Origin of the sequence: Streptomyces sp. BV286, from assembly GCF_019090165.1 — a bacterium.
In the GTDB taxonomy this organism is placed as follows: Bacteria; Actinomycetota; Actinomycetes; order Streptomycetales; family Streptomycetaceae; genus Streptomyces.
This window is the reverse complement of record NZ_JAHRIB010000150.1, coordinates 41,196-67,358: the sequence shown is the minus strand read 5'-3', so window position 1 is coordinate 67,358 and position 26,163 is coordinate 41,196. Positions and strand designations below refer to the sequence as shown.

26 protein-coding genes and 1 riboswitch are annotated in these 26,163 nt (G+C 68.7%); of the genes, 14 read left to right on the top strand and 12 right to left on the bottom strand.

The window, feature by feature from the left end:
* Window positions 1-192 precede the first annotated feature (192 nt).
* A complete protein-coding gene (hisC, locus tag KUF83_RS24985; RefSeq protein WP_217457164.1) occupies window positions 193-1,275 on the bottom strand; it encodes a histidinol-phosphate transaminase in 1,083 nt (360 codons plus the stop codon).
* 432 nt (window positions 1,276-1,707) lie between these two features.
* Here hisC and KUF83_RS24980 point away from each other — a divergent pair, with 432 nt between their 5' ends.
* From KUF83_RS24980 to KUF83_RS24965, 4 genes are all read left to right on the top strand, one after another.
* Window positions 1,708-2,820 (top strand): LacI family DNA-binding transcriptional regulator, encoded by a 1,113-nt coding sequence (locus tag KUF83_RS24980; protein WP_217457163.1) that lies wholly within the window; start codon window positions 1,708-1,710, stop codon window positions 2,818-2,820.
* 191 nt (window positions 2,821-3,011) lie between these two features.
* Window positions 3,012-4,202 (top strand): metallophosphoesterase, encoded by a 1,191-nt coding sequence (locus KUF83_RS24975; protein ID WP_254644332.1) that lies wholly within the window; start codon window positions 3,012-3,014, stop codon window positions 4,200-4,202.
* Window positions 4,203-4,385: 183 nt separating this feature from the next.
* Window positions 4,386-5,258, top strand: a complete 873-nt coding sequence (locus KUF83_RS24970; protein ID WP_217457162.1) for a hypothetical protein — start codon at window positions 4,386-4,388, stop codon at window positions 5,256-5,258.
* Window positions 5,259-5,640: 382 nt separating this feature from the next.
* Window positions 5,641-6,567: a helix-turn-helix transcriptional regulator gene (locus tag KUF83_RS24965; protein WP_217457161.1), complete on the top strand. Its 927-nt coding sequence runs from the start codon at window positions 5,641-5,643 to the stop codon at window positions 6,565-6,567.
* Window positions 6,568-6,649: 82 nt separating this feature from the next.
* Here KUF83_RS24965 and KUF83_RS24960 read toward each other — a convergent pair whose 3' ends face one another.
* Together KUF83_RS24960 and thiC are read right to left on the bottom strand one after the other, a co-directional pair.
* Window positions 6,650-6,850, bottom strand: coding sequence for a DUF397 domain-containing protein (locus KUF83_RS24960; RefSeq protein ID WP_217457308.1), 201 nt, complete (start codon window positions 6,848-6,850; stop codon window positions 6,650-6,652).
* Window positions 6,851-7,616: 766 nt separating this feature from the next.
* Entirely contained in the window at window positions 7,617-9,491 is a 1,875-nt protein-coding gene (gene thiC, locus KUF83_RS24955; RefSeq protein WP_254644331.1) for a phosphomethylpyrimidine synthase ThiC, read from the bottom strand.
* A riboswitch (TPP riboswitch) is annotated at window positions 9,484-9,641 on the bottom strand. (Overlaps the previous gene by 8 nt.)
* Before the next feature lie 71 nt (window positions 9,642-9,712).
* Between thiC and KUF83_RS24950 the strand changes: the two genes are divergently transcribed.
* On the top strand, window positions 9,713-11,167 hold the full coding sequence (locus KUF83_RS24950; protein WP_217457160.1) for a YibE/F family protein: 1,455 nt from the start codon (window positions 9,713-9,715) through the stop codon (window positions 11,165-11,167).
* Between the two features lie 52 nt (window positions 11,168-11,219).
* Here the strand turns inward: KUF83_RS24950 and KUF83_RS24945 are convergent, their stop codons facing one another.
* The 4 genes from KUF83_RS24945 to KUF83_RS24930 form a co-directional block, all read right to left on the bottom strand.
* Entirely contained in the window at window positions 11,220-11,660 is a 441-nt protein-coding gene (locus KUF83_RS24945) for an SsgA family sporulation/cell division regulator (RefSeq protein WP_217457159.1), read from the bottom strand.
* Between the two features lie 99 nt (window positions 11,661-11,759).
* On the bottom strand, window positions 11,760-12,563 hold the full coding sequence (locus tag KUF83_RS24940) for an IclR family transcriptional regulator (protein WP_302828543.1): 804 nt from the start codon (window positions 12,561-12,563) through the stop codon (window positions 11,760-11,762).
* Between the two features lie 307 nt (window positions 12,564-12,870).
* On the bottom strand, window positions 12,871-13,083 hold the full coding sequence (locus KUF83_RS24935) for a DUF5326 family protein (RefSeq protein ID WP_217457158.1): 213 nt from the start codon (window positions 13,081-13,083) through the stop codon (window positions 12,871-12,873).
* Between the two features lie 173 nt (window positions 13,084-13,256).
* A complete protein-coding gene (locus tag KUF83_RS24930; RefSeq protein ID WP_055610299.1) occupies window positions 13,257-13,574 on the bottom strand; it encodes a cupin domain-containing protein in 318 nt (105 codons plus the stop codon).
* A gap of 60 nt (window positions 13,575-13,634) precedes the next feature.
* Between KUF83_RS24930 and KUF83_RS24925 the strand changes: the two genes are divergently transcribed.
* The 5 genes from KUF83_RS24925 to KUF83_RS24905 all read left to right on the top strand — a co-directional run bounded on the left by KUF83_RS24925 (window position 13,635) and on the right by KUF83_RS24905 (window position 17,319).
* The gene (locus KUF83_RS24925; RefSeq protein WP_217457157.1) at window positions 13,635-14,012 is read left to right on the top strand and encodes a phage holin family protein; all 378 of its coding nucleotides are present in this window, start codon (window positions 13,635-13,637) and stop codon (window positions 14,010-14,012) included.
* A 9-nt stretch (window positions 14,013-14,021) separates the two neighbouring features.
* Complete coding sequence (locus KUF83_RS24920) at window positions 14,022-14,513, top strand: low molecular weight protein-tyrosine-phosphatase (RefSeq protein ID WP_217457156.1); 492 nt, start codon at window positions 14,022-14,024, stop codon at window positions 14,511-14,513.
* On the top strand, window positions 14,510-15,649 hold the full coding sequence (locus KUF83_RS24915) for a cystathionine gamma-lyase (RefSeq protein WP_217457155.1): 1,140 nt from the start codon (window positions 14,510-14,512) through the stop codon (window positions 15,647-15,649). Before KUF83_RS24920 ends, KUF83_RS24915 begins: the two co-directional genes overlap by 4 nt.
* Before the next feature lie 215 nt (window positions 15,650-15,864).
* Window positions 15,865-16,770: a LysR family transcriptional regulator gene (locus tag KUF83_RS24910; RefSeq protein WP_217457154.1), complete on the top strand. Its 906-nt coding sequence runs from the start codon at window positions 15,865-15,867 to the stop codon at window positions 16,768-16,770.
* Between the two features lie 66 nt (window positions 16,771-16,836).
* Window positions 16,837-17,319, top strand: a complete 483-nt coding sequence (locus KUF83_RS24905; protein ID WP_217457153.1) for an NUDIX domain-containing protein — start codon at window positions 16,837-16,839, stop codon at window positions 17,317-17,319.
* 128 nt (window positions 17,320-17,447) lie between these two features.
* Here the strand turns inward: KUF83_RS24905 and KUF83_RS24900 are convergent, their stop codons facing one another.
* Together KUF83_RS24900 and KUF83_RS24895 are read right to left on the bottom strand one after the other, a co-directional pair.
* On the bottom strand, window positions 17,448-18,938 hold the full coding sequence (locus KUF83_RS24900; protein WP_217457152.1) for a globin domain-containing protein: 1,491 nt from the start codon (window positions 18,936-18,938) through the stop codon (window positions 17,448-17,450).
* Window positions 18,939-19,332: 394 nt separating this feature from the next.
* Entirely contained in the window at window positions 19,333-19,965 is a 633-nt protein-coding gene (locus KUF83_RS24895) for an HAD family phosphatase (protein ID WP_217457151.1), read from the bottom strand.
* A gap of 76 nt (window positions 19,966-20,041) precedes the next feature.
* Here KUF83_RS24895 and KUF83_RS24890 point away from each other — a divergent pair, with 76 nt between their 5' ends.
* Together KUF83_RS24890 and KUF83_RS24885 are read left to right on the top strand one after the other, a co-directional pair.
* The gene (locus KUF83_RS24890) at window positions 20,042-20,578 is read left to right on the top strand and encodes a DUF2269 family protein (RefSeq protein WP_217457150.1); all 537 of its coding nucleotides are present in this window, start codon (window positions 20,042-20,044) and stop codon (window positions 20,576-20,578) included.
* A 5-nt stretch (window positions 20,579-20,583) separates the two neighbouring features.
* Window positions 20,584-21,450, top strand: coding sequence for a GNAT family N-acetyltransferase (locus tag KUF83_RS24885; RefSeq protein WP_217457149.1), 867 nt, complete (start codon window positions 20,584-20,586; stop codon window positions 21,448-21,450).
* Window positions 21,451-21,638: 188 nt separating this feature from the next.
* Here the strand turns inward: KUF83_RS24885 and KUF83_RS24880 are convergent, their stop codons facing one another.
* Entirely contained in the window at window positions 21,639-22,058 is a 420-nt protein-coding gene (locus KUF83_RS24880; RefSeq protein WP_217457148.1) for a heme-binding protein, read from the bottom strand.
* A 171-nt stretch (window positions 22,059-22,229) separates the two neighbouring features.
* Entirely contained in the window at window positions 22,230-23,447 is a 1,218-nt protein-coding gene (locus tag KUF83_RS24875; RefSeq protein WP_217457147.1) for an MFS transporter, read from the bottom strand.
* Between the two features lie 140 nt (window positions 23,448-23,587).
* Between KUF83_RS24875 and KUF83_RS24870 the strand changes: the two genes are divergently transcribed.
* Together KUF83_RS24870 and KUF83_RS24865 are read left to right on the top strand one after the other, a co-directional pair.
* Window positions 23,588-24,052, top strand: coding sequence for a MarR family winged helix-turn-helix transcriptional regulator (locus tag KUF83_RS24870; RefSeq protein WP_217457146.1), 465 nt, complete (start codon window positions 23,588-23,590; stop codon window positions 24,050-24,052).
* Window positions 24,053-24,195: 143 nt separating this feature from the next.
* Complete coding sequence (locus KUF83_RS24865; RefSeq protein ID WP_217457145.1) at window positions 24,196-24,648, top strand: GNAT family N-acetyltransferase; 453 nt, start codon at window positions 24,196-24,198, stop codon at window positions 24,646-24,648.
* A gap of 109 nt (window positions 24,649-24,757) precedes the next feature.
* Here the strand turns inward: KUF83_RS24865 and KUF83_RS24860 are convergent, their stop codons facing one another.
* Window positions 24,758-26,146 carry a serine hydrolase gene (locus tag KUF83_RS24860; RefSeq protein WP_217457144.1) on the bottom strand — a complete coding sequence of 463 codons (1,389 nt, stop codon included), beginning with the start codon at window positions 26,144-26,146 and terminating at the stop codon, window positions 24,758-24,760.
* Window positions 26,147-26,163 lie beyond the last annotated feature (17 nt).

Sequence of the window (26,163 nt, the reverse complement as noted above, 5' to 3'; positions counted from 1 at the left end):
GCATGCTCGTTCGAGCGGTGACGGGTGGGGGGTACCTGGATGCGGACTCCGGCACTCCACCCGCAAAGGCCCAGCTCAGCGACATGTGAGGGGTGTAGTGGCATACGCCACAGACGACTCGGGCCCCGACACCCCGCGAAGCGCGGGATGCCGGGGCCCGGGGTTGTCCGTGATCTCAGGTCCGGGGCTCGTCTAGAGCTCCTTGCGGAACCCCTCCGTCGTCTTCAGGAGGATGTCGTTGGCCTCGGTCTCGCCCACCGTCACGCGAACCCCCTCGCCCGCGAACGGCCGCACGACGACCCCGGCCCGTTCACACGCGGCGGCGAAGTCGCCGGTGCGCTCCCCGAGCCGCAGCCACACGAAGTTCGCCTGGGTGTCCGGCACCGTCCAGCCCTGCCCGCGCAACGTCTCGACCACCCGCGCACGCTCGGACACCAGCGACCCGACCCGGCCCAGCAGCTCGTCCTCGGCCCGCAACGAGGCGACCGCCGCGTCCTGCGCGAGCTGGCTCACGCCGAAGGGCACGGCCGTCTTGCGCAGCGCCGCCGCCACCGGCTCGTGCGCGATCGCGAAGCCGACCCGCAGCCCGGCGAGGCCGTACGCCTTGGAGAACGTCCGCAGCACGCACACGTTCGGCCGGTCCCGGTAGAGCTCGACGCCGTCCGGCACCTCCACATCGCGCACGAACTCCCGGTACGCCTCGTCGAGGACGACGAGGACATCGCCCGGCACCCGGTCGAGGAACCGTTCCAGCTCCGCCCGGCGCACCGCCGTGCCCGTGGGGTTGTTGGGGTTGCAGACGAAGATCAGCCGCGTCCGGTCGGTGATCGCGTCCGCCATCGCGTCGAGGTCGTGCACATCCCCCGGCGTCAGCGGCACCTGGACCGCCGTCGCCCCACTGATGCGGGTGATGATCGGGTACGCCTCGAAGGACCGCCAAGCGTAGATCACCTCGTCGCCCGGCCCGGAGGTCGCCTGCACCAGCTGCTGGGCCACGCCGACCGAGCCGGTGCCCGTGGCCAGGTGCGCGAGCGGCACCCCGAACCGGTCCGCCAGCTCGTTCATCAGCCCTGTGCACGCCATGTCGGGGTAGCGGTTGAAGGCGCGGGCAGCCGCGCTCACGCTCTCCAGCACGCCCGGCAGCGGCGGATAGGGGTTCTCGTTGGAGGACAGCTTGTAGGCCACCGGGCCGTCCGAGGCCGCCGCGGGCTTCCCCGGCCTGTACGTGGGGATACCTTCCAGCTCGGCTCGCAGCTTCGGGCTCGTCTCGCTCACCGCAGTCCTCCTTGTGACCGTCTCCGGCTCATCACCACCACCGGCTACCAATACTCCTCACCTTAAGAGGATTCGGCACCGCTGAGTACGGCCCGGGACCGACCGTCCGGCCGGCGGCCGGCGTCCGCGCACGCACTCCCGGGCATCACCGCACGAAGGCGTACGAAAGAGGGGGCGCGCCGTCCCTCAGCGCCCGCGCCGGTGGCTCGCGCCGTGGCGCGCATCCCTCGTGAAGGTGAGTTGAGACCTCTTCGAAACATGGCTCATTTGGCAGGCTCATGCGCGCGGACAAGTGACGCCCTGCCGTTGAAACGGTCAACTCCCTTGACTTCCAAGGCAATTGAGTGCTTTTGACCATGCAGAAACGTGCCTGTCAACGAGTGCATATGCGTCCGCACTACCCCACCGCATGAGCCCTACTATCGGCTCGCCATGACAGCAGCAGGGAAGCACCAGGTGAACCGGTCGGAGACCTCCCGACGAGGAAGCCGGCCGGGCCGAGCGGGCATCAGAGACGTGGCCGCGGCCGCCGGAGTCTCCATTACGACGGTGTCCGACGCCCTCAACGGCAAGGGGCGACTGCCGGACGCCACCAGACGCCATGTCCGCGAGGTCGCCGACCGGCTGGGCTATCGCCCCTCCGCCGCGGCCCGAACACTCCGTACCGGCAAGTCGGGCCTCATCGGCCTGACCGTGACGACCTACGGGGACGAACCCTTCACCTTCACGGAGTTCGCGTACTTCGCGGAGATGGCCAGAGCCGCCACCTCGGCCGCGCTCGCCCGGGGCTACGCCCTGGTCATCCTCCCCGCGACCTCGCGCCACGACGTGTGGTCGAACGTGGCCCTGGACGGGACGGTCGTCATCGACCCCTCCGACCAGGACCCGGTCGTCAGCGAACTGGTCCGCCAGGGGTTACCGGTGGTCTCGGACGGCCGCCCGGCCGGCTCCCTGCCGGTAACCGCCTGGGTGGACAACGACCACGAGGCCGCGGTCCTGGGAATCCTCGACCACCTGGCCGATGCCGGAGCCCGCCGGATCGGTCTCCTGACCGGGACGACGACCGACACCTACACGCACCTGTCGACCACCGCATACCTGCGTTGGTGCGAGCGTGTGGGCCAGGATCCCGTGTACGAGGCCTATCCCGCGCATGATCCGTGCGCGGGAGCGGTCGCGGCCGACCGGCTGCTCGCCCGGCCCGACCGGCCCGACGCCGTCTACGGGCTGTTCGACCCGAACGGCACCGACCTCCTCGCGGCGGCCCGGCGCTACGGCCTGCGCGTACCGGACGACCTGCTTCTCGTGTGCTGCAGCGAGTCCACCGTCTACGCCACCACCGAGCCGCCCGTCACGACGCTCTCCCTCAAACCACGACGAATCGGTACGGCAGTGGTCCAGCTCCTCATCGACGCGATCGAGGGGGTCGAATCGGACCAACCGGTCGAGCAGGTCATGCCGACGGAGCTGATCGTGCGCACGTCCTCCGAGCGACGGTCGCCGCGGACGACCGTCAGCCCACCGAGGTCCCCGGAACAGGGGTGACCTCCAACGCGGAAAGCTCCTCCCAATTCGGGAGAAAAGCACGGTGAACTGGGGTTCTGCTCCGATTCACCACCCCTGGGTCATCACATGGCGCGATCCGCATTCCTATGATGGGCGGACGACACCGCGGGCCGCTGCGACCAGGCAGTCCGACGCGGTGCAGATGCGGCGCGATGGTGGTGGAGGGGTCGATGACTCAGGGGGCCGGTCAGGGACCCGAGATGCGGACGCCGACGGTGCGCGACTTCCGCGTGCCGGCGTACGTGCACGAGGCCGGTCCGCACGCGCAGCCCCCCGGCCCGCACGCGCCCGCCTCACCGCCGTACGACCGGTCCGCCGGCCCGTACGACCAGAGCGCGGCCCCGTACGCCGGGGCCGCGGAGCAGTACGGCCGGTCCGGCCCCTACGCCGGGCCCCCGCCGCACGGCGAGGGCGGCGTCCCGGCCCAGGAGCCGGAGGGCTACACCCCGACGGAGCGCGATCTGCCGGTGATCAACCGCGGTGACACGGTGCAGGTGCCGGTCGGCCCGGAAGCCGTCCAGGTCCCTCAGCCCGACGAAGGGCCGGGGCCGCTGTACGTCGTCGGTGACGTGCACGGGTACATCGGCGAGCTCGTGGCCGCGCTGCGTGAGAAGGGGCTCATCGACGCCGAGGCCCGGTGGGCCGCCGGGACCTCGCGTCTGTGGTTCCTCGGCGACTTCACCGACCGCGGGCCCGACGGCATCGGCGTCATCGACCTCGTGATGCGGCTGTCCGCGGAGGCAGCGGCGGCCGGCGGCTACTGCAAGGCGCTCATGGGCAACCACGAGCTGCTCCTCCTCGGCGCCAAGCGGTTCGGGGACACCCCCGTCAACTCCGGCGCGGGGACCGCCACCTTCCAGGCCGCCTGGCTGCTCAACGGCGGCCAGAAGTCCGACATGGACCGCCTCGAGGACCACCATCTGCAGTGGATGGCCCGCCTCGACGCCATGGAGATGGCGGACGGGCATCTCCTCGTGCACTCCGACACGACCGCCTATCTCGACTACGGCGACTCCATCGAAGCGGTCAACGACACCATCCGCGAGACCCTCACGCGCAACGACGCGGACGAGTGCTGGGACCTGTTCCGCAAGTTCACCAAGCGCTTCGCGTTCCGCGACGACGGTGGCGCCCAGGCGGTGCGTTCCCTGTTGGAGACGTACGGCGGTTCACGCATCGTCCATGGTCACAGCCCCATTCCGTACCTCCGGGGCGAAGTCGGATCGGAGGACGGCGACACCCCGTCGACCCCCGTGGTCGACGAACCGCACGTGTACGCCGACAAGCTCGCGATCGCCATGGACGGCGGTGTGACCATGGCCGGAAAGCTACTGGTCCAGCAACTTCCTCTGGATAGCTGAGCGTTCAGCGGGCAGGCGTCTTCCGACGGAGGACACGTGCAACCCAGGGGCAATTTCTGGAAACCCCCTGTCACCGTGTGCCGTCGCCGCTCTACCATCGGCTTATCCGTAGCAGGCTCCCCTCCGTTTCTGCCCGACGGCTCGTCAGCATGCCGAGCCCCAAGCCCTACGGAGCATCGGGGGATGCACATGAACAGCGTTCCGCAGCACCTGCTGAGCGAGGACCGCCAAGAGTACGAGCGGATCCTCGACGAGGCGCTGCGCTCCGCACCACACCGTCCGGAACTCGCCGCTGTCGGTCAGCGGCTCAACCCCGAGCAACTGCGCACGATGGCGCTCAACGCCACCGCGATCATCACGGCGGCCGCGGCGACCGAGTACCAGCACTATGTGAAGGTCCGCGAGGAACTGCGCCAACCGGCGCCGTCCACCCCTCCCGTCCGCGAAGGGTCCACCAGCACCACGGATCCGGCCACGGGCGCCGTCGGGTTCGCCACCGCCATGGGAGAGGTCGCCGAGACCGCCGGGGCTGGTGCCGCCGCGGTCGTCGCCGTGCTCGCACCCGTCCTCGCCGGCACGGCCGCGGCGATATTCCTGCTCGTCGGCTACATATTGAAGATGCTCGACCCCGAACCGGGCATCGCTCAGACCCTCCTCACCACGGGGTGGGTCTTCGGCGCCATCACCGCGGCCACGATCCTGGTCGCCGCGGTCGGTCTACTGCTCGCCGCCCTGCGCAACGGCTCCAGCTCGCTGCAGGCCGGTGCCAACGGCGAGCGCAGCGAGGAGGCGTCCCTGGCCAGGGACGCCTGGCACGACGCCCTCCTGGAGCGCGGCATCCTGCCGTTCCTCAGGGATGCGCTCGCGGACCCGGGCACGGCGGCCCTCGGGCGCGCCAAGCCTGCGGCGCCGATCAGCCGAATACCGCAGCTCGGCTACAACCGCCCGGGCTTCAGCAGCCCTGACGGCGGCCCGGCAGCGGGCCCCCGCCCCAGTTTCTCGAGCCCGGACTTCAGCAGTCCGGACTTCGGGGGACCGGAGCACGCTCCCGAATAGGGGCCCTGCCTGCCAAGACTGATCGACGACGGAAATCCGTCGTCGATCTTTTCTTTTTGCATTCCCTTCAGCGATGTCGCCAGACAAGGCTGCCCACGTCTCTTACGTTGCCAACCATCACGTAAAGAGAAATGGGTCCCTTCTGATAATTGAGCACCATAAATAGTCCCACCTACACAGATTCGCAGGTGGGCTTGTTTTATCCAGGGGAGCGAAGGATGCTATATGCCATGTGGCAATCCATCATGATGCACTTCGCACCCAGGCAGGCAGGATGGCAGCGTTAGGTCAGCGGGCCGCAGGCCTCGTGGCTGACAGGGGCCAGGCCGTCGGGTCATCGGCAGGCAGTGTCTTCGCACTCCGCCGAGCAGCCCTGAGCGGCATGTCGGAGCGCCTCGAGGCCGTTAGCCTACTGACCTACAACGCCAACCGCGTCAGGACGGAGACCTCGGTGCCACAGGAAGAGCCCGGATTCCAGCGTGCACGACTGCGTGATCGCCTGAAGAAGGCGAGGGAGAGCGCGGGGCTGAAGCAACGGGAGGTCGCGGAGCAACTCGAGTGGTCACCCTCAAAGGTGATCCGGATCGAGGCCGGCACCGTCGGCGTGTCGGTGACCGACGTGCGGGTGCTGCTGGGGCACTACGGGATCACGGACCAGGCACAGGTCAAGGCTCTCACCGACATGGCACGGGCCGCGCGTCGCCCACCGTGGTGGGACGAGTACCGCGCCTGGGTGACCCAGGACTTCGAGACCTACCTCGGGTACGAAAGCTCCGCGTCGATCATCAGGAACTTCGAACCCAACCTGGTGCCCGGTCTGCTGCAGACCGAGGAGTACATGCGCACGGTCCTCAACCGGCTGAACTTCGGCACGGAGAAGACCGAGCAGCTCGTCCAGCTCCGCCTGGAGCGCCAGGACCGCCTCATCCAGTCCGACGGACCCGAGTCCTTCTTCATCCTGGATGAGGCCGTGATCCGAAGGACCGTCGGCTCGCTGGAGACGATGCACAAGCAGTTCGAAAAGCTGCTGACGATCAATGAAATGACCAACGTAACGGTATTCACTGTGCCCTTCAGCGCAGGAATCTACCCACGCTTCGGATCGCCGTACGCCCTTTTCGAGTTCCCTGACGACGAGGACGAGATGGTCGTCTACCTGGAGAACCCGGAGGGCGAGGCAATTCTTAGCGAAAAAGCCTTGGGCCGCACGTCACAGCGCCGCCCGACAGACTATCTCGACATCTTCTGGGAAGTGGAGAGGGGGGTTGCCACTGGGGTGACGCGAGAGTTCCTCTTCGGCCAGGAGTGACACAGGAAAAATGCTGGGGAGCATGTTACGGGACGTCACTGGCCGTAGAACAGGAACAGCTGTAGCGGCGGAGTCGAAGTGGCTAGGAAATGGCTTCCGAGCCAGAATCCTTCACCACGCCGAGGAAAGAATGCCAGGCATATGCACTGAACCCCAATAACGCCCTCTCGGGGTAGTGCGAATCCCGCACGGCCACTTGATCGGCGAAAGCCACCTCGACACAGTTTCCTCCGTTAGTCGCGGAGCTCTTTCGCCACTGCAGTTCAGCACCATCGAGTTCCATGCAGCCCCCACGTCTTCGCCTACGAAAAGTGGCGATGCCGAGCCATTTCGGCATCCAAATCAGTATGGGCGCCGCCGCCAGGGCTGCCAAGACGCACACCGGCGCCCACCACATGCCAATAAATGGAGGTATATGCATCATAAAAGCAATAAAAGGCCAGCCGCGTTGCGCAAACGGCTGGCCGAAAAGAAACCGCGCTTGTTCAGAATGAACACAGCAAAAGGGAGCCCTCGACCCGGCCGGCAAGCTTCAGGTCACGGACTCCCTCGCCAAGCACCCTCGTCTGCGAAACCGAAAGGAGCTCTGTCATGGAGTCTACAGACTCCATCCCGGAGAGCTACACACCGCACACGACCAGCTCAAAGAACTGGAAGCTGTGGGCGCGCTCAGCAGGCGCCAACGTATTCAAGGGAGCTTGCACGGCTCTTGGGGCCGGAGCAGTCTCCCTGTTGATCTGGTGGTTCGAAAACCAATAGCGTCACTCGCTCACCACTGGCCTCATCCGCGCGTCGGCACCGGGCCGGATCACCGAGGTCCTGGATTGCACTGCCCAGGGCCTCGGCTCCGCAGCACGAGGACCGTTCGGTCGGCCAAAGGTGACTGCCTCTGATCATTCCTGCCCGCGAACGCTCATCAGTGGCAACGCGAAAGCGGAGCTGCACTGGGATTGTCCATGCCTTCCGCCGTCGGACTCTCCCCGTACCTGGGCAGGCCCCGGCCGTCATGACCGGGGCCCCGCGAACGCAGCCGGCGCGTCCGCCCCTGCTCAGTCGGCCATGGGCAGGTAGACCCGATTGCCCGCGGCGGCGAACTCCTTCGACTTCTGGAGCATCCCGTCGGCTACCTCTTCGGGCGAAGCTCCCTTGACCGCGTCTCCACCGAACTGCTCGTTGATGCTGTGACTGATCTTCATCGAGCAGAACTTCGGCCCGCACATGGAGCAGAAGTGCGCCGTCTTGGCCGGCTCGGCCGGGAGCGTCTCGTCATGGAACTCCCGGGCCGTGTCCGGGTCCAGGGCCAGGTTGAACTGGTCCTCCCAGCGGAACTCGAAACGGGCGTCCGACAGGGCGTCGTCCCAGTCCTGCGCGCCCGGATGCCCCTTGGCGAGGTCCGCCGCGTGAGCCGCGATCTTGTAGGTGATGACCCCTGTCTTGACGTCGTCCCGGTTGGGCAGGCCCAGGTGCTCCTTGGGCGTGACATAGCAGAGCATCGCAGTGCCCCACCACGCGATCATCGCGGCACCGATGCCCGAGGTGATGTGGTCGTACGCCGGCGCGACGTCCGTGGTCAGCGGGCCCAGCGTGTAGAACGGAGCTTCCTCGCAGATCTCCTGCTGAAGATCGATGTTCTCCTTGATCTTGTGCATCGGGACGTGCCCCGGACCCTCGATCATGGTCTGTACGTTGAACCGCTTCGCGATCCGGTTGAGTTCCCCGAGCGTTTTCAGCTCCGCGAACTGCGCGGCGTCGTTGGCATCCGCGATCGAGCCGGGCCGCAGGCCGTCGCCGAGCGAGTAGGTGACGTCGTACGCGGCGAGGACCTCACAGAGCTCCTCGAAGTGCTCGTACAGGAACGACTCCTTGTGGTGCGCCAGACACCACGCCGCCATGATCGAGCCGCCGCGCGAGACGATGCCGGTCTTGCGGTTCGCGGTCAGCGGGACGTACGGCAGACGCACCCCGGCGTGGACGGTCATGTAGTCCACGCCCTGCTCGGCCTGCTCGATGACCGTGTCCTTGTAGATCTCCCAGGTGAGCTCCTCGGCGCGCCCGTCGACCTTCTCCAGTGCCTGGTACAGAGGCACCGTGCCGATGGGCACGGGGGAGTTCCGCAGCACCCACTCCCTGGTGGTGTGGATGTTGCGGCCGGTGGACAGATCCATGACCGTGTCGGCGCCCCAGCGCGTCGCCCAGGTCATCTTCTCGACCTCCTCCTCGATGGAGGAGGTGACGGCGGAGTTGCCGATGTTGGCGTTGACCTTCACCAGGAACCGCTTACCGATGATCATCGGCTCGATCTCCGGGTGGTTGACGTTGGCCGGCAGAACAGCCCGGCCCGCCGCGATCTCCTCACGGACGACCTCGGGGGACACGTTCTCCCGGATGGCCACGTACTCCATCTCCGGTGTGACCTCCCCCCGCCTCGCGTACGCGAGTTGCGTCACTGGCTGCCCGTCACGGCTCCGGCGGGGCAGGCGTGGGCGCCCGGGGAAGACGGCGTCGAGGTTGCGCAGGCCTCCGCGCGGTGAGGTGTGCTTGATCCCGTCGTCCTCGGGACGCACGGGACGGCCCGCATACTCCTCGGTGTCGCCGCGCGTGATGATCCAGTTGTCGCGCAGGGGCGCCAGCCCCCTGCGTACGTCCGTTTCGACGACCGGATCCGTGTACGGACCGGAGGTGTCGTACAGGGTGACCGACTGCCCGTTGGTGAGGTGCACCTGGCGGACCGGCACCCGCAGGTCGGGGCGCGAACCCTCGACGTACGCCTTGTGCCAGCCGATGGACTTGCCGCCTTCGCCGTTCTCGGGCAGGGCTGCTGCCCCCTCGTTCTCGGGCGAAGCGGACACCTCGGTGCTGTCGGCCGGGGCGGGTGCCCCGATCGTCTGGCTGGAGGCAGGCGTGCGTACGTCCTTGTTGGTCATGAGACCTACTCCCTACGCCGGCATTACCCGGTAACAGGTTCGGCGGTCGACGCAGCGTTTTCCGTCCCGGCGATGTTCCACGTGAAACATCGCGGATACGGAGGTCAGCGCCCTCTCAGCCCGGTGCTCCGAGCTCCCGCGTGTGCAAAGGTGCTTCCACGCTAGCGTCACAATGGGCGCGGTGAACAGTGGGCCCCTCGCGTTCTTGCGATGATCGGTCGGTGACCACGACGCAGCAGCCCCCACTTCCGCCGTCCGAACCCCCCCACGGACACGGCCACGACGGCCATGGTCACGGGGGCGGCCCCGGACACGGACCCCACGGCCCCGGAGGGGGCGGCGACGACGGCCCGCCCGGCGGCGGGCACGGTCACTCGCACAGCCATGGCCCCGCGGCCCCCGTCTCCATGCACCTGCGCAAGGTCATCGCCGCCGTGCTGATTCCTTTCGCCGCGGCGGTCGTCGTGGGCCTCGTGGTGCTCTGGCCCGGCGGTGCCCCCGGACACGAGCGCACGGGTGTCGGCTTCGACCGGCAGACCCAGCAGGCCACGGTGACCAAGGTCGACGAGGTCGACTGCAAGTCCGTGAACGCCTCGGGCGAGACTCCGACCGGTGACACCTCGACGGCCGAGGGTTCCTCGGCGCAGCAACAGGCGTCGGGCACCTGCAAGAAGGCGACGGTCCGGGTCGACACCGGGAAGGACAAGGGCCGTACCTTCACGGAGATCGTCCAGCCGGACTCCTCCCGGCAGTTGAAGCAGGACCAGGAGGTGATCGTGGCGTACGCGCCCGACGCCCCCAAGGAGCTTCAGTACTCGGTCACCGACGTGAACCGCAAGCTCCCGATGACACTGCTCGCCGGCATCTTCGCCCTCGCTGTGGTCGTGGTGGGCCGGATGCGCGGTGTCATGGCACTGATCGCGCTGGCTGTCAGTTTCCTGATCCTGACGTTCTTCATCCTCCCGGCGATCCTGCAGGGCTCGAACCCGCTGGTCGTCGCGGTGGTCGGGGCGAGCGCCATCATGCTGATCGCGCTCTACATGTGCCACGGGCTCTCGGCGCGGACGTCGGTGGCCGTACTCGGCACGTTGCTCTCCCTGGTGCTGATCGGGCTGCTCGGCTCGCTGTTCATCGACTGGGCCGCGCTGACCGGCAACACGGACGACAACACCGGTCTGATCCACGGTCTGTACCCGTCCATCGACATGAGCGGTCTGCTGCTCGCGGGAATCATCATCGGTTCGCTCGGAGTCCTCGACGACGTCACCGTCACACAGACGTCGGCGGTCTGGGAGCTGCATGCGGCCGATCCGACGATGGGCAGGCGAGGGCTGTACCGGGCGGGCATCCGCATCGGCCGCGACCACATCGCTTCCGTCGTCAACACGCTCGTCCTCGCCTATGCGGGCGCGGCGCTCCCTCTGTTGCTGCTGTTCTCCATCGCGGAGAGCAGCGTGGGAACGGTGGCCAACAGCGAGTTGGTGGCCGAGGAGATCGTGCGCACACTCGTCGGCTCGATCGGACTGGTCGCCTCGGTGCCTGTCACGACAGCGCTGGCGGCCCTGGTGGTCGCGGCGGACCGCCCGGGCGACGCAGCCCCGGCACAACAGCAACCACAGCCGCAGGCCGGTTCAAGGGCACCCCTGCGCGGGAGCGGCCGCCGCCGCAAGCACTGAACCCGACGGCGTACGGCGCGGGGGCGTCACAGCACGCCGGGCCGTCCTCGCGTCATCCCGCGCTCTGTTCCTCCGCCAGGATGCGGTCCAGGGCCTCGTCGAGATGGGTGTCGAAGTCGGCGAGCGAGCGCTCCTGCCCCAGCGGAACCACCCGGTCCGTACGGTCGAGGAACGCCAGCAGGGGTGCCGTGCCGCAACGGAACAGGGCCTGGTCGGCCCCCACCTGAAGCCGGATCAGGACATCGCCGAACCCCTCCGCGTCGGCGGGCGTGATGTGCACGTCCCCGTCCCCGCAGGGGCGGCCCACGCCATCGATCAACAGCTCCCTGCCGAAGGCCCAGGTCACGGGGGCGTCACCGGGCAGGTGGAAGGTCAGCCGCACGGCATAGGGATCACAGGTCTCGTAACGCAGCTCCACCGGGATACGGAAGGAGAGCTCCTCCGAGACGACGAAGCTCATCATGACCTCTGCCTGTACTACCGACTCGCGCATCGCCTACCCCGTCGTTTGCCGTCGACTGGCCGGGAATCATCCACCTGACACTGCAGGCATCTTGCTGAACGTACACACCAGATCACAAGGAGTGAGTTTTCAGATGCTGATAGACAGCGAAAGCGTGCCCAGCAGCCTGCCGATCTCGCCCTGCAATTGCCGCGCCGCCGGCATCAGCCGGTCGGCCTGGTGGGACGGCATGGAGATGGCCATCGTGGCCGCTGTACTGCCCACCGTGATGGGGATCGCGGCGCAGACCGTGCCCAGCGCGTACTCCTGACGCTCGATCACGGGCTGCATGCGTCGCGTCGATTCGAGGCGCCGCATCAGGGTGTGATCGTCACGCACCGTATATGGCGTGATGGACTGAACGGGGTAGCGGTCGAGGTGGTCCCTGCGCGTTTCGGCGTCGAGCTGGGACAGCAGACACTGGCCGATCGCATGCGCGTGCCCTGTCTCACGGAAGTCCGCCCACTCCTCGACCGCCGGATTGGCCGGGGTGTCTGCGACGCACTGGACCTCGATCTCACCGGCGGCGTAGACCGCGTAGTACACGGGTACACCGATCGAATCGCGCCACCGCCCCAGCGCGTCGGCGACCGTGCTGCGACGTTTCTGCTGGGCACTGCTGCTGCTCAGGCGCACGGCCGCCTCGCCGAGGAAGAACAGCCCCTTCTCGCGGCGCAGATAGCCCTCGTGCGCCAGGGTGCGCAGCAGGTGGTACGCCGTGGGGAGGGCGAGCCCGGCCTCACGGGCCAGCTGCTTCGCGGGCGCCCCGTACTCGTGGCGCGCGACGGACTCCAGCAGGCGCATCGCGCGCTGGACCGATCCGATGAGGGTCGTGGGGTGCGGCTCGGGGGTGGGAACCTGCGGTCCTGCGGGTGCGGTGTCAACCGTGGCCAAGGGTCACTCCCGAAGCGCGAGGGGGGCCGCCCGTGCGGGGGTAACACGGGAGGGTTCGGAACGCCGCTCGCGGGGATCAACCCCGCGTCGAATTCCGGACTTTAACCGTCTGCCACCGATCGCCGACGGCATGCGTCGAAAACTTCCCCCGCCCGAGGGAACTGTCGATTCCTGGTTACCGGCGGCGGTTGCCGCACAGGTGGGCCATCGGTCGCCACGAGCCGATGACCCCGTCGAGGAGCGGGCACGTCCGCGGCCGGCTCCTGTCGGCGAGGGGCGGCGATTCGCCTGCCCCTTCCGCCACCGCCTACCAGTCGCTCCTCGACGAGGAGTTCGACATGAACTTCCGCCCGACGTAGATCAGGCCGCCGACCAGTGCCACGAAGACCAGCAGCTTGAAGAGCAGGCCGATCACGAAGCCGACGATGCTCGCTATCAGGCCGCCGAACACGACCAGGGCGATGACCGGCACCGCGACCCACTTAATCCACCACGGCATCCCCGCGAAGATCTCTTGCATCGCCTTGTTCCTTGTCTCTCTGCCCGTTTCCGAGGGCTGTCCGTGCCCGTTCGCGGAAGCTGACGGGTCCTGCGTGTCCTGTCCTCGATGCTAGGTGCGGCAGGGGTGCCTGCGGGGGCCTGGCACCCCTTGTCCTCCCCTGACCGGTCCCCTAGGGAACCCTGAGGCGGACGTCAGCTCTCCGGCGGAGAGAAGACCACGACGACCCGCAGATCCTCGCTGATGTGGTGGAACTTGTGAGCCACTCCCGCGGGTACGTACACGACGCTGCCGCGGGCCACCTGGGTCGTCTCCATGCCGACCGTGATCGCGGCACGGCCGCTCACGACGAAGTAGACCTCGTCCTGGCGGTGGGGCTGCTGCGGGTCCTGCGTGCCCGCGTCCAGCGCGTACAGGCCGACCGACATGTTCTTCTCACGCAGGAACTGGAGGTAGGCGCCGTCGTTGGCGGCGCGCTCCGCCTCCAGTTCGTCCAGCCGGAATGCCTTCATCGCCCTTGTCCGCCCTTGCCCCGCTGCTCGTGTTCGATCTCGTCTGTCACGATCAGACACATGAAGAATTTCGTAGTCAAGACGATCGCCAACGCGGGCGCTCTGGCAGTGGCGGTGTGGCTGCTCGACAAGATCACCCTGACAGGTGACAGCACGGGCAAGGAGGTCGGCACCCTGCTCCTGGTCGCGCTGGTCTTCGGGCTGGTGAACGTGCTGGTCAAGCCCATCGTGCAGGTCCTCACCTTCCCGCTGTTCATCCTCACGCTCGGTCTGATCACGCTGGTGGTCAACGCCCTGATGCTGCTGCTCACCTCGTGGCTGGCGGACAAGCTCGATCTGAGCTTCCACGTCGAGGGCTTCTGGACCGCCGTGCTGGGCGGCCTGATCATCTCGGTCGTCTCCTGGGCGCTGAACGTCGTCCTCCCGGACACGGACTGAGCGACCCGGATGCCCTATCGCGTGTGCTTCGTCTGCACCGGCAACATCTGCCGCTCCCCGATGGCCGAATCCGTGTTCCGCGCGCGGGTGGCCGAGGCCGGGCTCGACGGCCTGGTCGAGGTCGACAGCGCGGGCACGGGGGGCTGGCACGAGGGTGACGGCGCCGATCCGCGCACCGTCTCCGTGCTGGAGACGAACGGCTACGAAAGCGGCCACGCGGCCCGCCAGTTCCTGACCGGCTGGTTCTCCCGGCTCGACCTGGTGATAGCTCTCGACGCCGGGCACCTCAGAGCCCTGCGGCGCCTCGCGCCCACCCCGGCCGATGCCGAGAAGGTCCGGCTGCTGCGCTCGTACGACCCCGCCGCGGGCGACGACCTCGACGTACCGGATCCCTATTACGGGGGCATGGGCGGATTCGAGGAGTGCCTTGAGATGGTGGAGGCGGCGAGCCCCGGTCTGCTCGCCGCTGTGCGGGAGCAAGTGGAGGGACGGGCGGCATGACGGATTTCTTCGAGGGAACGGGCGACGGTACGCGCGCGGTGCGGGCGGGCCTGCCCGAGCCGGTCAAGCACGAGCCGACCCTGCCGGGCCCGGTCTTCGCCGCCCACTTCCATCTGCCGGGCGATCCCACCGGCCCGTACACCTACGGACGTGACGAGAACCCGACCTGGACCCACCTGGAGCGCGCCATCGGCGAGCTGGAGGCGCCCGGGCGGGACGACGTCGAAACGCTCGTCTTCGCCTCCGGCATGGCCGCCATCTCTGCCGTCCTCTTCTCGCAGCTGAGCGCCGGCGACACGGTCGTGCTGCCGAGCGACGGCTACCAGGTCCTGCCACTCGTACGCGGACAGTTGGAGGCGTACGGGATCGAGGTGCGTACCGCGGCGACCGGCGGTGACGCCCAGCTCGACGTCCTGGACGGCGCGAAGCTGCTGTGGATCGAGACCCCCTCGAACCCGGGGCTCGACGTGTGCGACGTGCGGCGGCTGGTGGCGGCGGCCCGCGCGCGCGGCTGTCTCGTCGCGGTCGACAACACCCTGGCGACACCGCTCGGGCAGCGGCCCCTGGAGCTGGGGGCCGACTTCTCCGTGGCCAGCGGCACCAAGCAGCTCACCGGGCACGGAGACGTCCTGCTGGGGTACGTCTCGGGTGGCGACGCCGCGACGATGGCCTCCGTACGGCGCTGGCGCAAGATCGTCGGGGCGATCCCCGGGCCCATGGAGGCATGGCTCGCCCACCGCTCGCTCGCCACGCTGCACCTGCGTGTGGAACGGCAGAACGCGAGCGCGCTGGTGATCGCCGAGGCACTGCGGGACCGGTCCGAGGATCTCGGCGTCCGTTATCCGGGACTGCCTGGCGACCCCTCTCACAAGATCGCCTCGCAGCAGATGCGGCGCTTCGGATGCGTGGTGTCGTTCACGTTGCCCACGCGCGCGCGTGCCGACCGTTTTCTCGACGCGTTGCGGCTGGTGGACGATGCGACGAGCTTCGGCGGAGTGCGGTCGACGGCTGAGCGCCGCGGCCGCTGGGGCGGCGACGCGGTCCCGGAGGGCTTCATCCGTTTCTCGGTCGGTGCCGAGGACCCCGAGGACCTGGTGGCGGATGTCCTGCAGGCTCTGGACCGGTCGGCGACGTGAACGCCTGCTGAGCGACCGGTCAGTAGGCAGGTGGCGCAAGGCGGACGGTCCGAGCCTCCCCCCTCGTGGCTCGGACCGTCCCGGTTCTGCGCGCGAAGAACCGCGCGAACAAGGCTAGTTGACTCTGCGTCAGTGTCCAATCACGGTAGCGACAGAGACCTATCGACTTATTTATAGTTGAAGGCTTCCGGGGAGCTGGAGAGGGAAGGAACGCCATGGATTTGGCCCTGCTGCGGACCTTCGTGACCGTGCACAGGGCCGGTTCCTTCACCCGCGCCGCCGCGCTGCTCGGCCTGTCCCAGCCGGCCGTCACTTCACAGATCCGGACGCTCGAACGGCAACTGGGCCGCCCCTTGTTCCTGCGCCAGGCCCGCGGGGTGACCCCCACCACCATCGGCGACGAGCTCGCCCACAAGGCTGCTCCGCATCTCGACGCCCTGGTGGAGATCACCGAGACCGGCCTCGACGAGGACTCCTCGATCCGCACGCTCCACCTCGCCGGACCGCCGGAGTTCACCGCTGAGCGCGCGCTGCCCGCACTCACCGAGCTGATCGCCGACGACGGCCAGGGCTTCGCTCTGCGGGCCTCCTTCGGCAATGCCGAGGAAACTCTGGAAGGACTCTCCGCCGGGCATCACGATCTGGCCATCAGCACGGCCCGCCCTCGCGGTTCTCTGCTCACCGCGACTCCGCTCTGCGACGAGGAGCTTGTCCTGGTCGCCGCTCCCCGCTGGGCCACCCGTATCGGCTCCGCCAGGGCACGGCACAGGGGGGCGCCCGCCCTGGAGAACCTGCCGGTCGTGGAGGTGCACGAGTCGCTGCCGTTCATCACCCGCTACTGGGCCTCTGTCTTCGACTCCCTGCCCGCCGCGTCGGGCACCGTCATCGTCCCCGACCTGCGCGCGGTACTCGCCTGCGCCACCACCGGGGCGGGACTCGCGGTGCTGCCGCGCTATCTCTGCGGACCGGCCCTGGAGCGGGGAGACGTCGTGGCGCTGACCGAACCCGCGGTGCCTCCGCTTCGCACGTACTTCGTGGTGGTACGCAGCGGCACCCTGGCCATGCCGCATATTGCGCGGGCGCACGAGTGGCTGCTGCGCGCCGCCACCGACTGGGCGTGACAAAGATGCTTCCCCTGGTCAGCCCCACGATGTTTCACGTGGAACCAACCGGGCCACATTCCTCCCATGACCGTCCGACCCGTGGTCAAGCGCACCGCCCGGGCCGTCCTTCTGGACGGCGATGACCTGATCCTGATCAAACGGACCAAACCCGGCGTCGATCCCTACTGGCTGACGCCCGGCGGTGGGGTCGAGCCGGAGGACACGACCGTCGTCGACGCGCTCCACCGCGAAGTGCACGAGGAGCTCGGCGCCAAGATCACCGACGTCGTGCCCTGTTTCGTCGACACCGTCGAGCACATCGGCGAGGACGGCGGCGCGAGCGGAGTCAAGGTCCAGCACTTCTTCGTATGCCGCCTGGGCTCCATGGATCCCTCGCTGCGCCACGGCCCCGAGATCGACGAACCCTGCGGCGAGTACGAGATCGTGCGCATCCCCTTCACCCGCGTCGGCATCGCCTCCGTCCATCTCGTACCGCTGTCACTGCGGCACTATCTCGACGGGAACATCGAGGGCGTACGGGCGATGCACGCGCCCGATCTGGGCTGAGACGCACGGCTGCGGGCCGGGACCCCGAATCGGGCACACACGGCCCGTGAAGCGTCACCGTGGGCCCTGTGCCCGTCGTCCGTGGCCGGGCCCGCAGCCGGCGAGCCGTGAGCTCCGTGCCGCCGGAGTCAGGCCCTGGTCGCGACGAGTTCTTCCACCGCGTCGTGACGGATCCGCTCCGACGGGATGCCGATGTCGCGGAGCGCGTGCACACCGTTGCGGATCATGCCGGGCGGGCCCGACAGATAGGCGTCGTACTCGTTCCACGGGCCGTAGTCGCGTACCGCGTCGGGCAGCTGAAGATGGGCGTGCCGGTCGACTATCGGACGCACGGCGAGCCAGGGATGGCTCTGCTGGAGCTGGAGCATGGTGTCGAGGTCGTACAGGTCGTGATCGGTCCGGGCTCCGTAGAAGACCTCCACGGCGCGCCTTTGTCCGTACTCGGCAACGTCCTCGACCAGTGCCTTGATCGGTGCGATGCCGGTACCGCCGCCCAGGCAGAGCAGCCCGCTGTCGGTGGTGTGGTCGACGGTCATGGAGCCCGCGGGCGGACCCAGCCGGATGGTGTCGCCGGGGCGGGCCCGGTGCACCAGCGCACCGGAGACCCAGCCCGCCGGTACCGCCTTCACGTGGAACGACAGCAGTCCGTCGGACCGGGGCGCCGAAGCGAACGAGTAGTGCCGCCATATACGCGGCCACCAGGGGGTCTCCAGGCTCGTGTACTGCCCTGCGAGGAAGGGGTACGGCTGATCGGGCCGGACGGTGATGACGGCGATGTCCTGGGTTCGCAGGTCGTGCGAGACCACCTCGGCCAGCCACCAGGCCGGGGCGCGCAGTTCGTCCGTCGCGGCGGCATCGATCATGACCTGCGAGATCGTCGTGTACGCCCTGACCCAGGCCGCTTCCGTCTCCTTGTCCCAGACCGGCGCGGCGAACCGGCTGAGCGCGCCGATGAGGCACTCTCCGACGGCCGGGTAGTGCTCGGAGCGAGTGCCGTACTTGCGGTGGCCGCGGCCGAGGTTCTGCAGATACGCGACCAGGACCTCGGTGTTGTCGATGTGCTCGGCCGCCGTCAGCAGGGCCTTCAGCAGCCGGTCCCGCTGGGTGTCCATCGCGGCGGGGAACAGCGGACGCAGGTAGGGATGGCGGACGAACAGCAACGCGTAGAAGTACGAGGTGACCTTGTCGGCCACGGGCCCCACCTCGGCCATGGTGCGGCGGATGAGGACGGCGTCGGGAGTGGCGGGCGCGTCGGTCCGTACGAGGTTCCCGGCGGGGGCGTCGGCGGGCCCGGGCCCGGCGCGGGTGGAGCCTCCGGCCGGGGAGCCCGCGTGGCGGCCTCCCGCGCGCGTGCTTCCGGCTTCGGCCCGGTCGGCGCTCGGTGCGGGCTCGGCACCCCGGGGCGTTCGCCGCCGTGTCGCGTCACCATCTCCCGGCGTCGGCCTGCCGACGGGACGCAGCGCGGCCAGGCGCCGCCCCTCGGTCGTCTCCTGCTCGCCACCCGCGGGCGGCTCCGGCGGTGTGCGCGACGTGAACCAGTCGTCCCCACCGCCACCAGAAACGGCGTTGTCGGCCGATGTGGTGGCCGGAACGTCCATGGAGTGCCTCGCCTCGAACATCTTTCGGTCGGTACGCGCACCTCCTCGATCGGAAGATGCCTCTTCCCTCGCAGACTCCTTGCTTCTCCCGTTCCACCTCGGCGGCGACGCGGCCCCTGCGAACCGCGGAATCCCGGTCCCCCTGGGACGAGCACACCGAGAACGTGGCATCGGGCGCATTGTCGCCATCGAAGCATCCCACCCGGCTTCAACGCCCGGTCACATAACCGGAAATGCGGGTCTTCGATCTCTCTGTCCCGTTAGGCTGCATTGCTCTGTGTTCGCCCCGGTGGGAGGCGTGGGAACCCGGCCGGGCAGAATCCGGAATCTGCCATACCGACCACTGAGCGCCGCGCAGGTATTCGCCTCCCTCACGTCAGGAACCGGGTGCTGACCGACCCGTCGTTCTCGTCGGCTACCGGGCAGCGCACACCAGTTCATAGGCGTCCCGCAGATCCCGCCCCACGTAGGAGTGGGTGGCGAGGCCCGTCAGATGCTGGTCCGCATTGACCGCCACGGACACCGGGACCACCTGGAACAGATCCCTGTCCGACATCGAGTCGCCGTATGCGACACAGTCGGTACGCCCCACCCCGAACTCCTCGCAGAGCCGGTCCGCGATCCGCACCTTGGCAACCGAACTCAGAAGCCCCGCCGGATCCACCGGCTCGGTGAACGGCACCGCGGGGAAACGTGATCCGTACGCCGCGTGCGCGCCCCACCCTGTCAGCCTCTCCACGAAGAACGAGGGCGAGAGCGAGACAACAGCGCAGTAGTCGCCGTTCCGCCTGATCCGCGTCCAGACATCCTCGATGCCCGACAGCCACGGGGCACCCGTGAAGGCAGCCTCCACATGAGCCTCGGTGAGGTCCGCCCAGAGGGCGTGCACCTGCGTCGCGTACTCCGGCGGGCCTATGAGCCCCGCCCCGATCGCCTCGTCGAGCGCCACGGCCTCGGCCGCCAGCCCCAGCTGCCGGGAGATTTCCACAGGCGCCGACGAGCCGTGCAGCAGCGTCCCGTCCAGATCGAAGAGGTGAAGTCTCGCCATGTACGCCGAGGCTAGTACGTGGAGTTACTCCCATGGGCAGACGTCCGGGACGCTCCCGCCCGGCACGGTGTTTCACGTGAAACTAAGTCGCCCCGCGCGCCGGGCCACTCTCGTCGTCCACGCAGCCGCGTCCGCGTGCTGGCTCGGGCTCACGCTGGGGCTGCTCGCTCTGGGCGTCACCGCGGCCACCACCGGGTCCGCGGAGACCGCGGAAGCCTCCGTCCGCGCCATGAAGATTTTCGCCGACTGGCTCCTGCTCCCCCTGGCGTTTCTCACGCTCTTGAGCGGACTGCTGCTGTCCCTCGGCACTCCCTGGGGGCTCGCCCGGCATCGGTGGGTCCACACCAAGTTCTGGCTGACCCTGGCGACGCTCACCGCCACCGCTTTCGCGCTGCGCCCCGGGGTCGACTCAGCGGTCACCGCGGTGTCGGCCGGCGGGCCCCTGCCTGACCCCGGTGACGTCCTGTTCGGCCCGGTCGTCTCACTGTCCGCCTATCTCTTCATGACGGTCATCTCGATCCTCAAGCCCTGGGGGCTGACCCGACGCGGGCAGAGGATCCGTACGGCCGCCCGCAAATCGGTGGACGCCGAGGGCACCCGTCAGACAGCCTGACCTGCGTGTCGACTCCTTCCACCGCTTCCTTGTCCATCCGCCGGCTGACGACTCGCGATCTGTCCGCCTGCGCAGACCTCTCCGAGGACCGGAGCTGGCCCCGTGAGGAACACAAGTGGGGCCTGCTGCTCGCGGCCTGCACGGGGTACGGCATCGACGACCCCGATGGAGGACTCGTCGCCGCGTGCGTCGTGACCGCCTACGGGCCTCAGGACCAACCTGATCTGGCAGCCATCGGCATGGTGCTCGTCTCCGAGCGGCATGCCCGCCAGGGCATCGGGCGCCGACTCATGCGTCATGTGATGGCCGAGTCGGGGACCATCCCGCTGACCCTGCATGCCACGCCGTACGGGCGTCCTCTCTACGAAGAGCTTGGCTTCAAGGCCGTCGGCCGGGTCGAGATGGTCCGCGGCCACTTCACTCCCAGCGGCCCGGAGCCCGAGGTCCCCACACGTCCGGCCACGGCCGAGGACCTCCCTGCGATTCTGCGACTCGACGAAGAGGTCTTCGGTACTGACCGCACGCACATGATCACGCGTCTTCCCGCCTTCGCCGACCAGTTGCGTGTCGCCGAGGAGGACGGACGGATCACCGGGTACGCGGCTGCCTGGCCCAACATTGACAACCACGTCGTCGGCCCGCTGATCGCCAGGGACACGCAGACGGCCAAGGCGCTCATCGCCTCACTGGCGGCCCACACGGACAGTCCCTTGCGCACCGACATCGACGTACGGCATGAGGAGTTGCTGGCCTGGGTGAAGGAACGCGGGCTCGCCTCCACGAGCTTCAACGCGGTCATGACGTACGGCATCGGAGAGCTACCCGGCGACTGGGCGCGGCGATTCGCCCCGCTCACCGTGGCCGCGGGCTGACGGTGGCCACGGACTGAGCAGACGGCTGCCTGCTGAAATCGGCTCTGCTCCGTGCGATCGCCTGCGAGCGGTGCTGCAGGCGGGTGAGCCGAGCGACCGACAGCGAAGCGCCTGTCCCGTACGGGACAGGCGGTTCGCTGCTCATGACTTCCCTGAGATGCCTGAGGTACCTGAGGCGTCGGACCTCGTCAGGCGAGGGCCTTCACCGCAGCGGTGGCGACGGCGTGGTCCTGCTCCGGCGCGCCACCGCCGACTCCGATCGCGCCGATCAGTCGGCCGTCGCGGTGGACCGGGACACCGCCCGCGATGAAGAGGAGCGGGCGGTCGAGCGCGGTCGGCAGGGTGTGGAACAGCCCGCCGGGCTGGACGGCTTCGACGAGGTCCGCGGTGGAGGTGTCGAGCTGCAGTGCCGTGTAGGCCTTGCGCGTGCTGGTCTCGCCCGAGATCAACACCGCGCGGTCGTCACGTCGGAAGGCGAGCAGGTGACCGCCCGCGTCGAGGACCGTGACACTGACCGTGGCGTCGCCGGCTTCCGCGGCACGACGGGCCGCCGTGACGAGAGCCTCGGCGTCCTGAATGGTCAGCGGGGCAACGGTGGTGGTGCTCATAAGGGGTTTCTCCTTGTGGGGAGGTGCCGGGGTGGTGCTGTGCGGAGGACGACCGCCTGTCGGCGTCGCACCCGGACTCGGGGACGGCCTGCTCACGACCGGTCGCGCACGGCCGGCGTGGCCCACAGGGGTGCCGGGCCCGCACAGGGGCGAGACGGCCGGGCAGGCGGCTCAGTTGTGAACGGGGGCACGCTGCTTCGAGGACTGCACCGGCTCCGCCTCGACGGCGGGCGGGGCAACCGAGTCGGCTCGGCGCTCCAGGGCGGCCGAGAGGATCGCGAGCAGCAGGGCCGCGGCGGCGAGGACAGCGCCGACCCAGTTGGGGGCGGTGTAGCCCAGGCCGGCCGAGATCACGAGGCCGCCGAGCCAGGCCGAGAGGGCGTTGCCCATGTTGAAGGCGCCGATGTTCACGGCGGAGGCGAGCGTCGGGGCTCCGTGCGCCTGGTCGAGGACCCGCTTCTGCAGTGGCGGCACGGAGGCGAACCCGAGAGCGCCGATCAGCGTGATGGTCACGGCCGCACCGATCTTGTTGTGCGCCGTGACGGTGAAGAGGGCGAGTACGACTGCGAGAGCGCCCAGCGAGACGTACAGCATCGGCATCAGGGCGCGGTCGGCGAACCTGCCGCCGACGAGGTTCCCCACGACCATGCCGAGGCCGAAGAGCACGAGCAGCCAGGTGACGGAGCCGTCGGCGAATCCGGCGACATGCGTCATCATCGGCGCGATGTAGGTGATCGCCGCGAATACTCCGCCGAAGCCGAGGACCGTCATCAGCATGGCGAGCAGGACCTGGACGTTCTTGAAAGCGGCCAGTTCGTGACGCAGTCGGACGCCTTCCGGCCTGGGCATGTCGGGCACCAGTTTGGCGATGCCCGCGAGGCCGAGGACACCCAGTGCGGCGACGGCCGCGAAGGTCACCCGCCAGCCGGCCGACTGCCCGATGAGAGTGCCCAGCGGCACGCCGACGACGTTGGCGACGGTCAGGCCCGTGAACATCATCGCGATGGCGCCGGCCTTCCTGTCCGGAGCGACGAGGTCGGCGGCGACGACCGAGCCGATGCCGAAGAAGGCCCCGTGCGCGAGCGACGCGACGACACGGCCGATCAGCATGACGGAGAACGTGGGGGCCACGGCGGAGAGCAGATTGCCGACGATGAACAGTCCCATCAGCAGCATCAGCATCCGCTTGCGGGGCACCTTGGTGCCGAGGACGGTCATGAGAGGCGCGCCGAACATGACCCCCAGCGCGTAGCCCGTGACGAGGAAACCCGCGGTGGGGATGGAGACACCGAAGTCACCTGCGACCTCGGGCAGCAAGCCCATGATCACGAACTCGGTGGTTCCTATTCCGAAGGCCCCGATCGCGAGGGCCAGAAGCGCGAGAGGCATGGGGGAGAACCCTTTCCAGAAGATTGCAGGAGCGCTTTACGTGCGTTCACAATAGTTGCACACGCGGGTTAAGTGCAAGCGCAGGATATTGCAGCTGTGCTCTATCCTGGTGTCAGCCGCTCCGGGACGGAGGAATTGCCATGACAGCGACGGACCCCGCGCTCACCGCTCTCGCCCAGGGCTGGTGCGCCCTCTCCCTGCTGCACGGGAGGATCGAGGCGCACATCGAACGGGCCCTGCAGACCCGGCACGGCCTGAGCGTGCGCGAGTACTCGCTCCTCGACGTCCTCAGCCGGCAGCACGACGGCGACGGCGGCCATCTGCAGATGAAGCAGGTCGCTGACGCGGTCGTCCTCAGCCAGAGCGCCACCACTCGGCTGGTGACCCGGCTCGAGGACCGCGGCCTGCTTGCGCGCTACCTGTGCCCCACCGACCGTCGGGGCATCTACACGAACGTCAGCGAGGCAGGGCTCAAGCTTCTGGAGGAAGCTCGGCCCACCAACGACACAGCGCTGCGCGAGGCGCTGGACGAAGCGGCCACGAAACCCGAGTTGGCCCCACTGGTTCGCGTCGTGGAGTCGGCGAGCCTGCCCACCCCCGCGTAGGCGGACCGACGCAGGAGCAGACGGCGCCGAGCGGGGCCCGCGCCGGACACACCCCGCGAAGAAGCCGGCGACGGGCGCACGTGCCCGCGGGGCACACGACGGGCGCCTTCGACGCCGCGTGCGTGCTGCATAGGCTGTCCGCCATGGGAGATCTTGAAATACGCCCCGCTCTCGCGAACGACATCCCCGCGATCGTCGCGATGCTCGCCGACGACCCACTGGGCGCGCAGCGCGAGTCGCCGGACGACCTGACCCCGTATCTGGCCGCCCTGGAACGCCTCAGCGGAGATCCGAACCAGCATGTGGTCGTCGCCGTGCGCGCGGGACGCGTCGTCGGCACGCTCCAGCTCACGATCGTCCCGGGGCTGGCCCGCATGGGAGCGACGCGCTCGATCATCGAAGCCGTCCGCGTGCATGCCGACGAGCGGGGCAGCGGCCTGGGGACCCGTTTCATCGAGTGGGCCGTGGACCGGTCCCGGAGCGAAGGCTGCCAGCTGGTGCAGCTGACCTCCGACGCCAGCCGGAAAGACGCTCACCGGTTCTACGAGCGTCTGGGCTTCACGCCATCGCACGTCGGGTTCAAGCTGCAGCTCTGAGGCACGTCCCGCCGACGACGAATCCCATCCGGCATGACGAGGGGCGTCCTGTTTCACGTGAAACAGGACGCCCCTCGTCATGCACCCCGCTATGCGCCGCGATCGACGGCTACTTGATCCCGCGCCACCCCTCGGGGTCCACGCCACCCGGGACGGGAGCCCCCTCTCCGTACGGCTGGCGCGTGAACACGAACGAGCCGAGGTCCAGGTGGCTCACCGCCCCGTCGGGGCCCTCCACGGCCCGCAGAAGCTCGCCGGCGTAGTAGCCGTCGAGTCCTGTCCAGGACCCGTCCGCCCGGGCCCGAAAGCGCGAGCGCCGACCAGTGCCCGCGAGAGGGCCCAGCGTGACATCCCCGCCGGCGGTCAGACGCAGCACGAAGGCGTGCGTCCCCCAGTACCACGGTCCGGTCAGCTCCAGTACGGACCGGTCGGCTTCGGGCAGCGGCCGCCACGGCGCGGGAATCCGAGGCTCGGCCTCCGCGACGATACGGACGAGGTCGGCTGCCACCGTCGACACGGGCGGACCCGAGGTGCAGTTGGCGAGTACGACGACGGCCAAGTCGTCCTCGACACTGATCATGAGCCCGGCGAGGAAGCCCGGGAGGGAACCGCCGTGCCCCACGAGGGTGCGGCCGTCCCGGTGCTGGATCTGCATTCCCAGGCCGTACGCGGCACCTGCTGCCACCTCCTCCGCTTCGGCCGGAGCGGAGGGCGTACGCATCTCCCGTACGGAATCCGTGCCCAGTACCCGGTCGTCGCCCTTCGCGAGGAAGGCGGCGAAGCGGGCCAAGTCGCCGCTCGTCGACCAGAGTTGACCGGCCGGCGCCATCCGGCCGAGATCCTCGGTCGGCTCGGGAAGCATCACGTCCGCCCAGGGATGTACGGCCCAGCCACCCGCGTGGGGCGCCTGCGGCTGACCGCTCGTCCTGTGCAGCCCCAGTGGTTCGAGCACCTCGTTCCGCAGGACCTCCTCCCACGGGGCGTCCCGCAGTGCCTCGACCAGAGCGCCCAGCAACGTGTAGCCGGGGTTCGAGTAGTGGAACCGCCGGCCGACCGGATGCCGGTGCGGGTGCTCGCCCAGCACGTCGGCGAGTTCAGGACGCAGCGATCCCGCAGTGCGTTCCCACCAGGGGCCGGGAGACTCCGCGGCCAAGCCGCCTGTGTGCGCGAGGAGTTCGGCAATCGTCGCCTCCCCCGCGCCGGTGCCCGGAAGATACTTCTCCAGCGGATCGCCCAGGTCGAGTAGGCCCTCGTCACGCAGCCTCATCACCAGGACCGCGGTGAACGTCTTGGTGATGGAGCCGATGCGGTACTGAACGTTCTCGTCGGGCCCGTGCCCGTCCACGGAGGTACGGGAGCCGTGCCACACCGTGTCCCCGCCCCGCACGACCGCCGCGACCAACGACGGCGCCCGCCCGTCCGCCTGGGCGGTGGCGATTCTGTGCAGCAGGGCCCGGCGCGTGGCGGGAAGCAGATCTTCCCCAGATGTCGTCGTCATGACCCCAGTCCACCTGC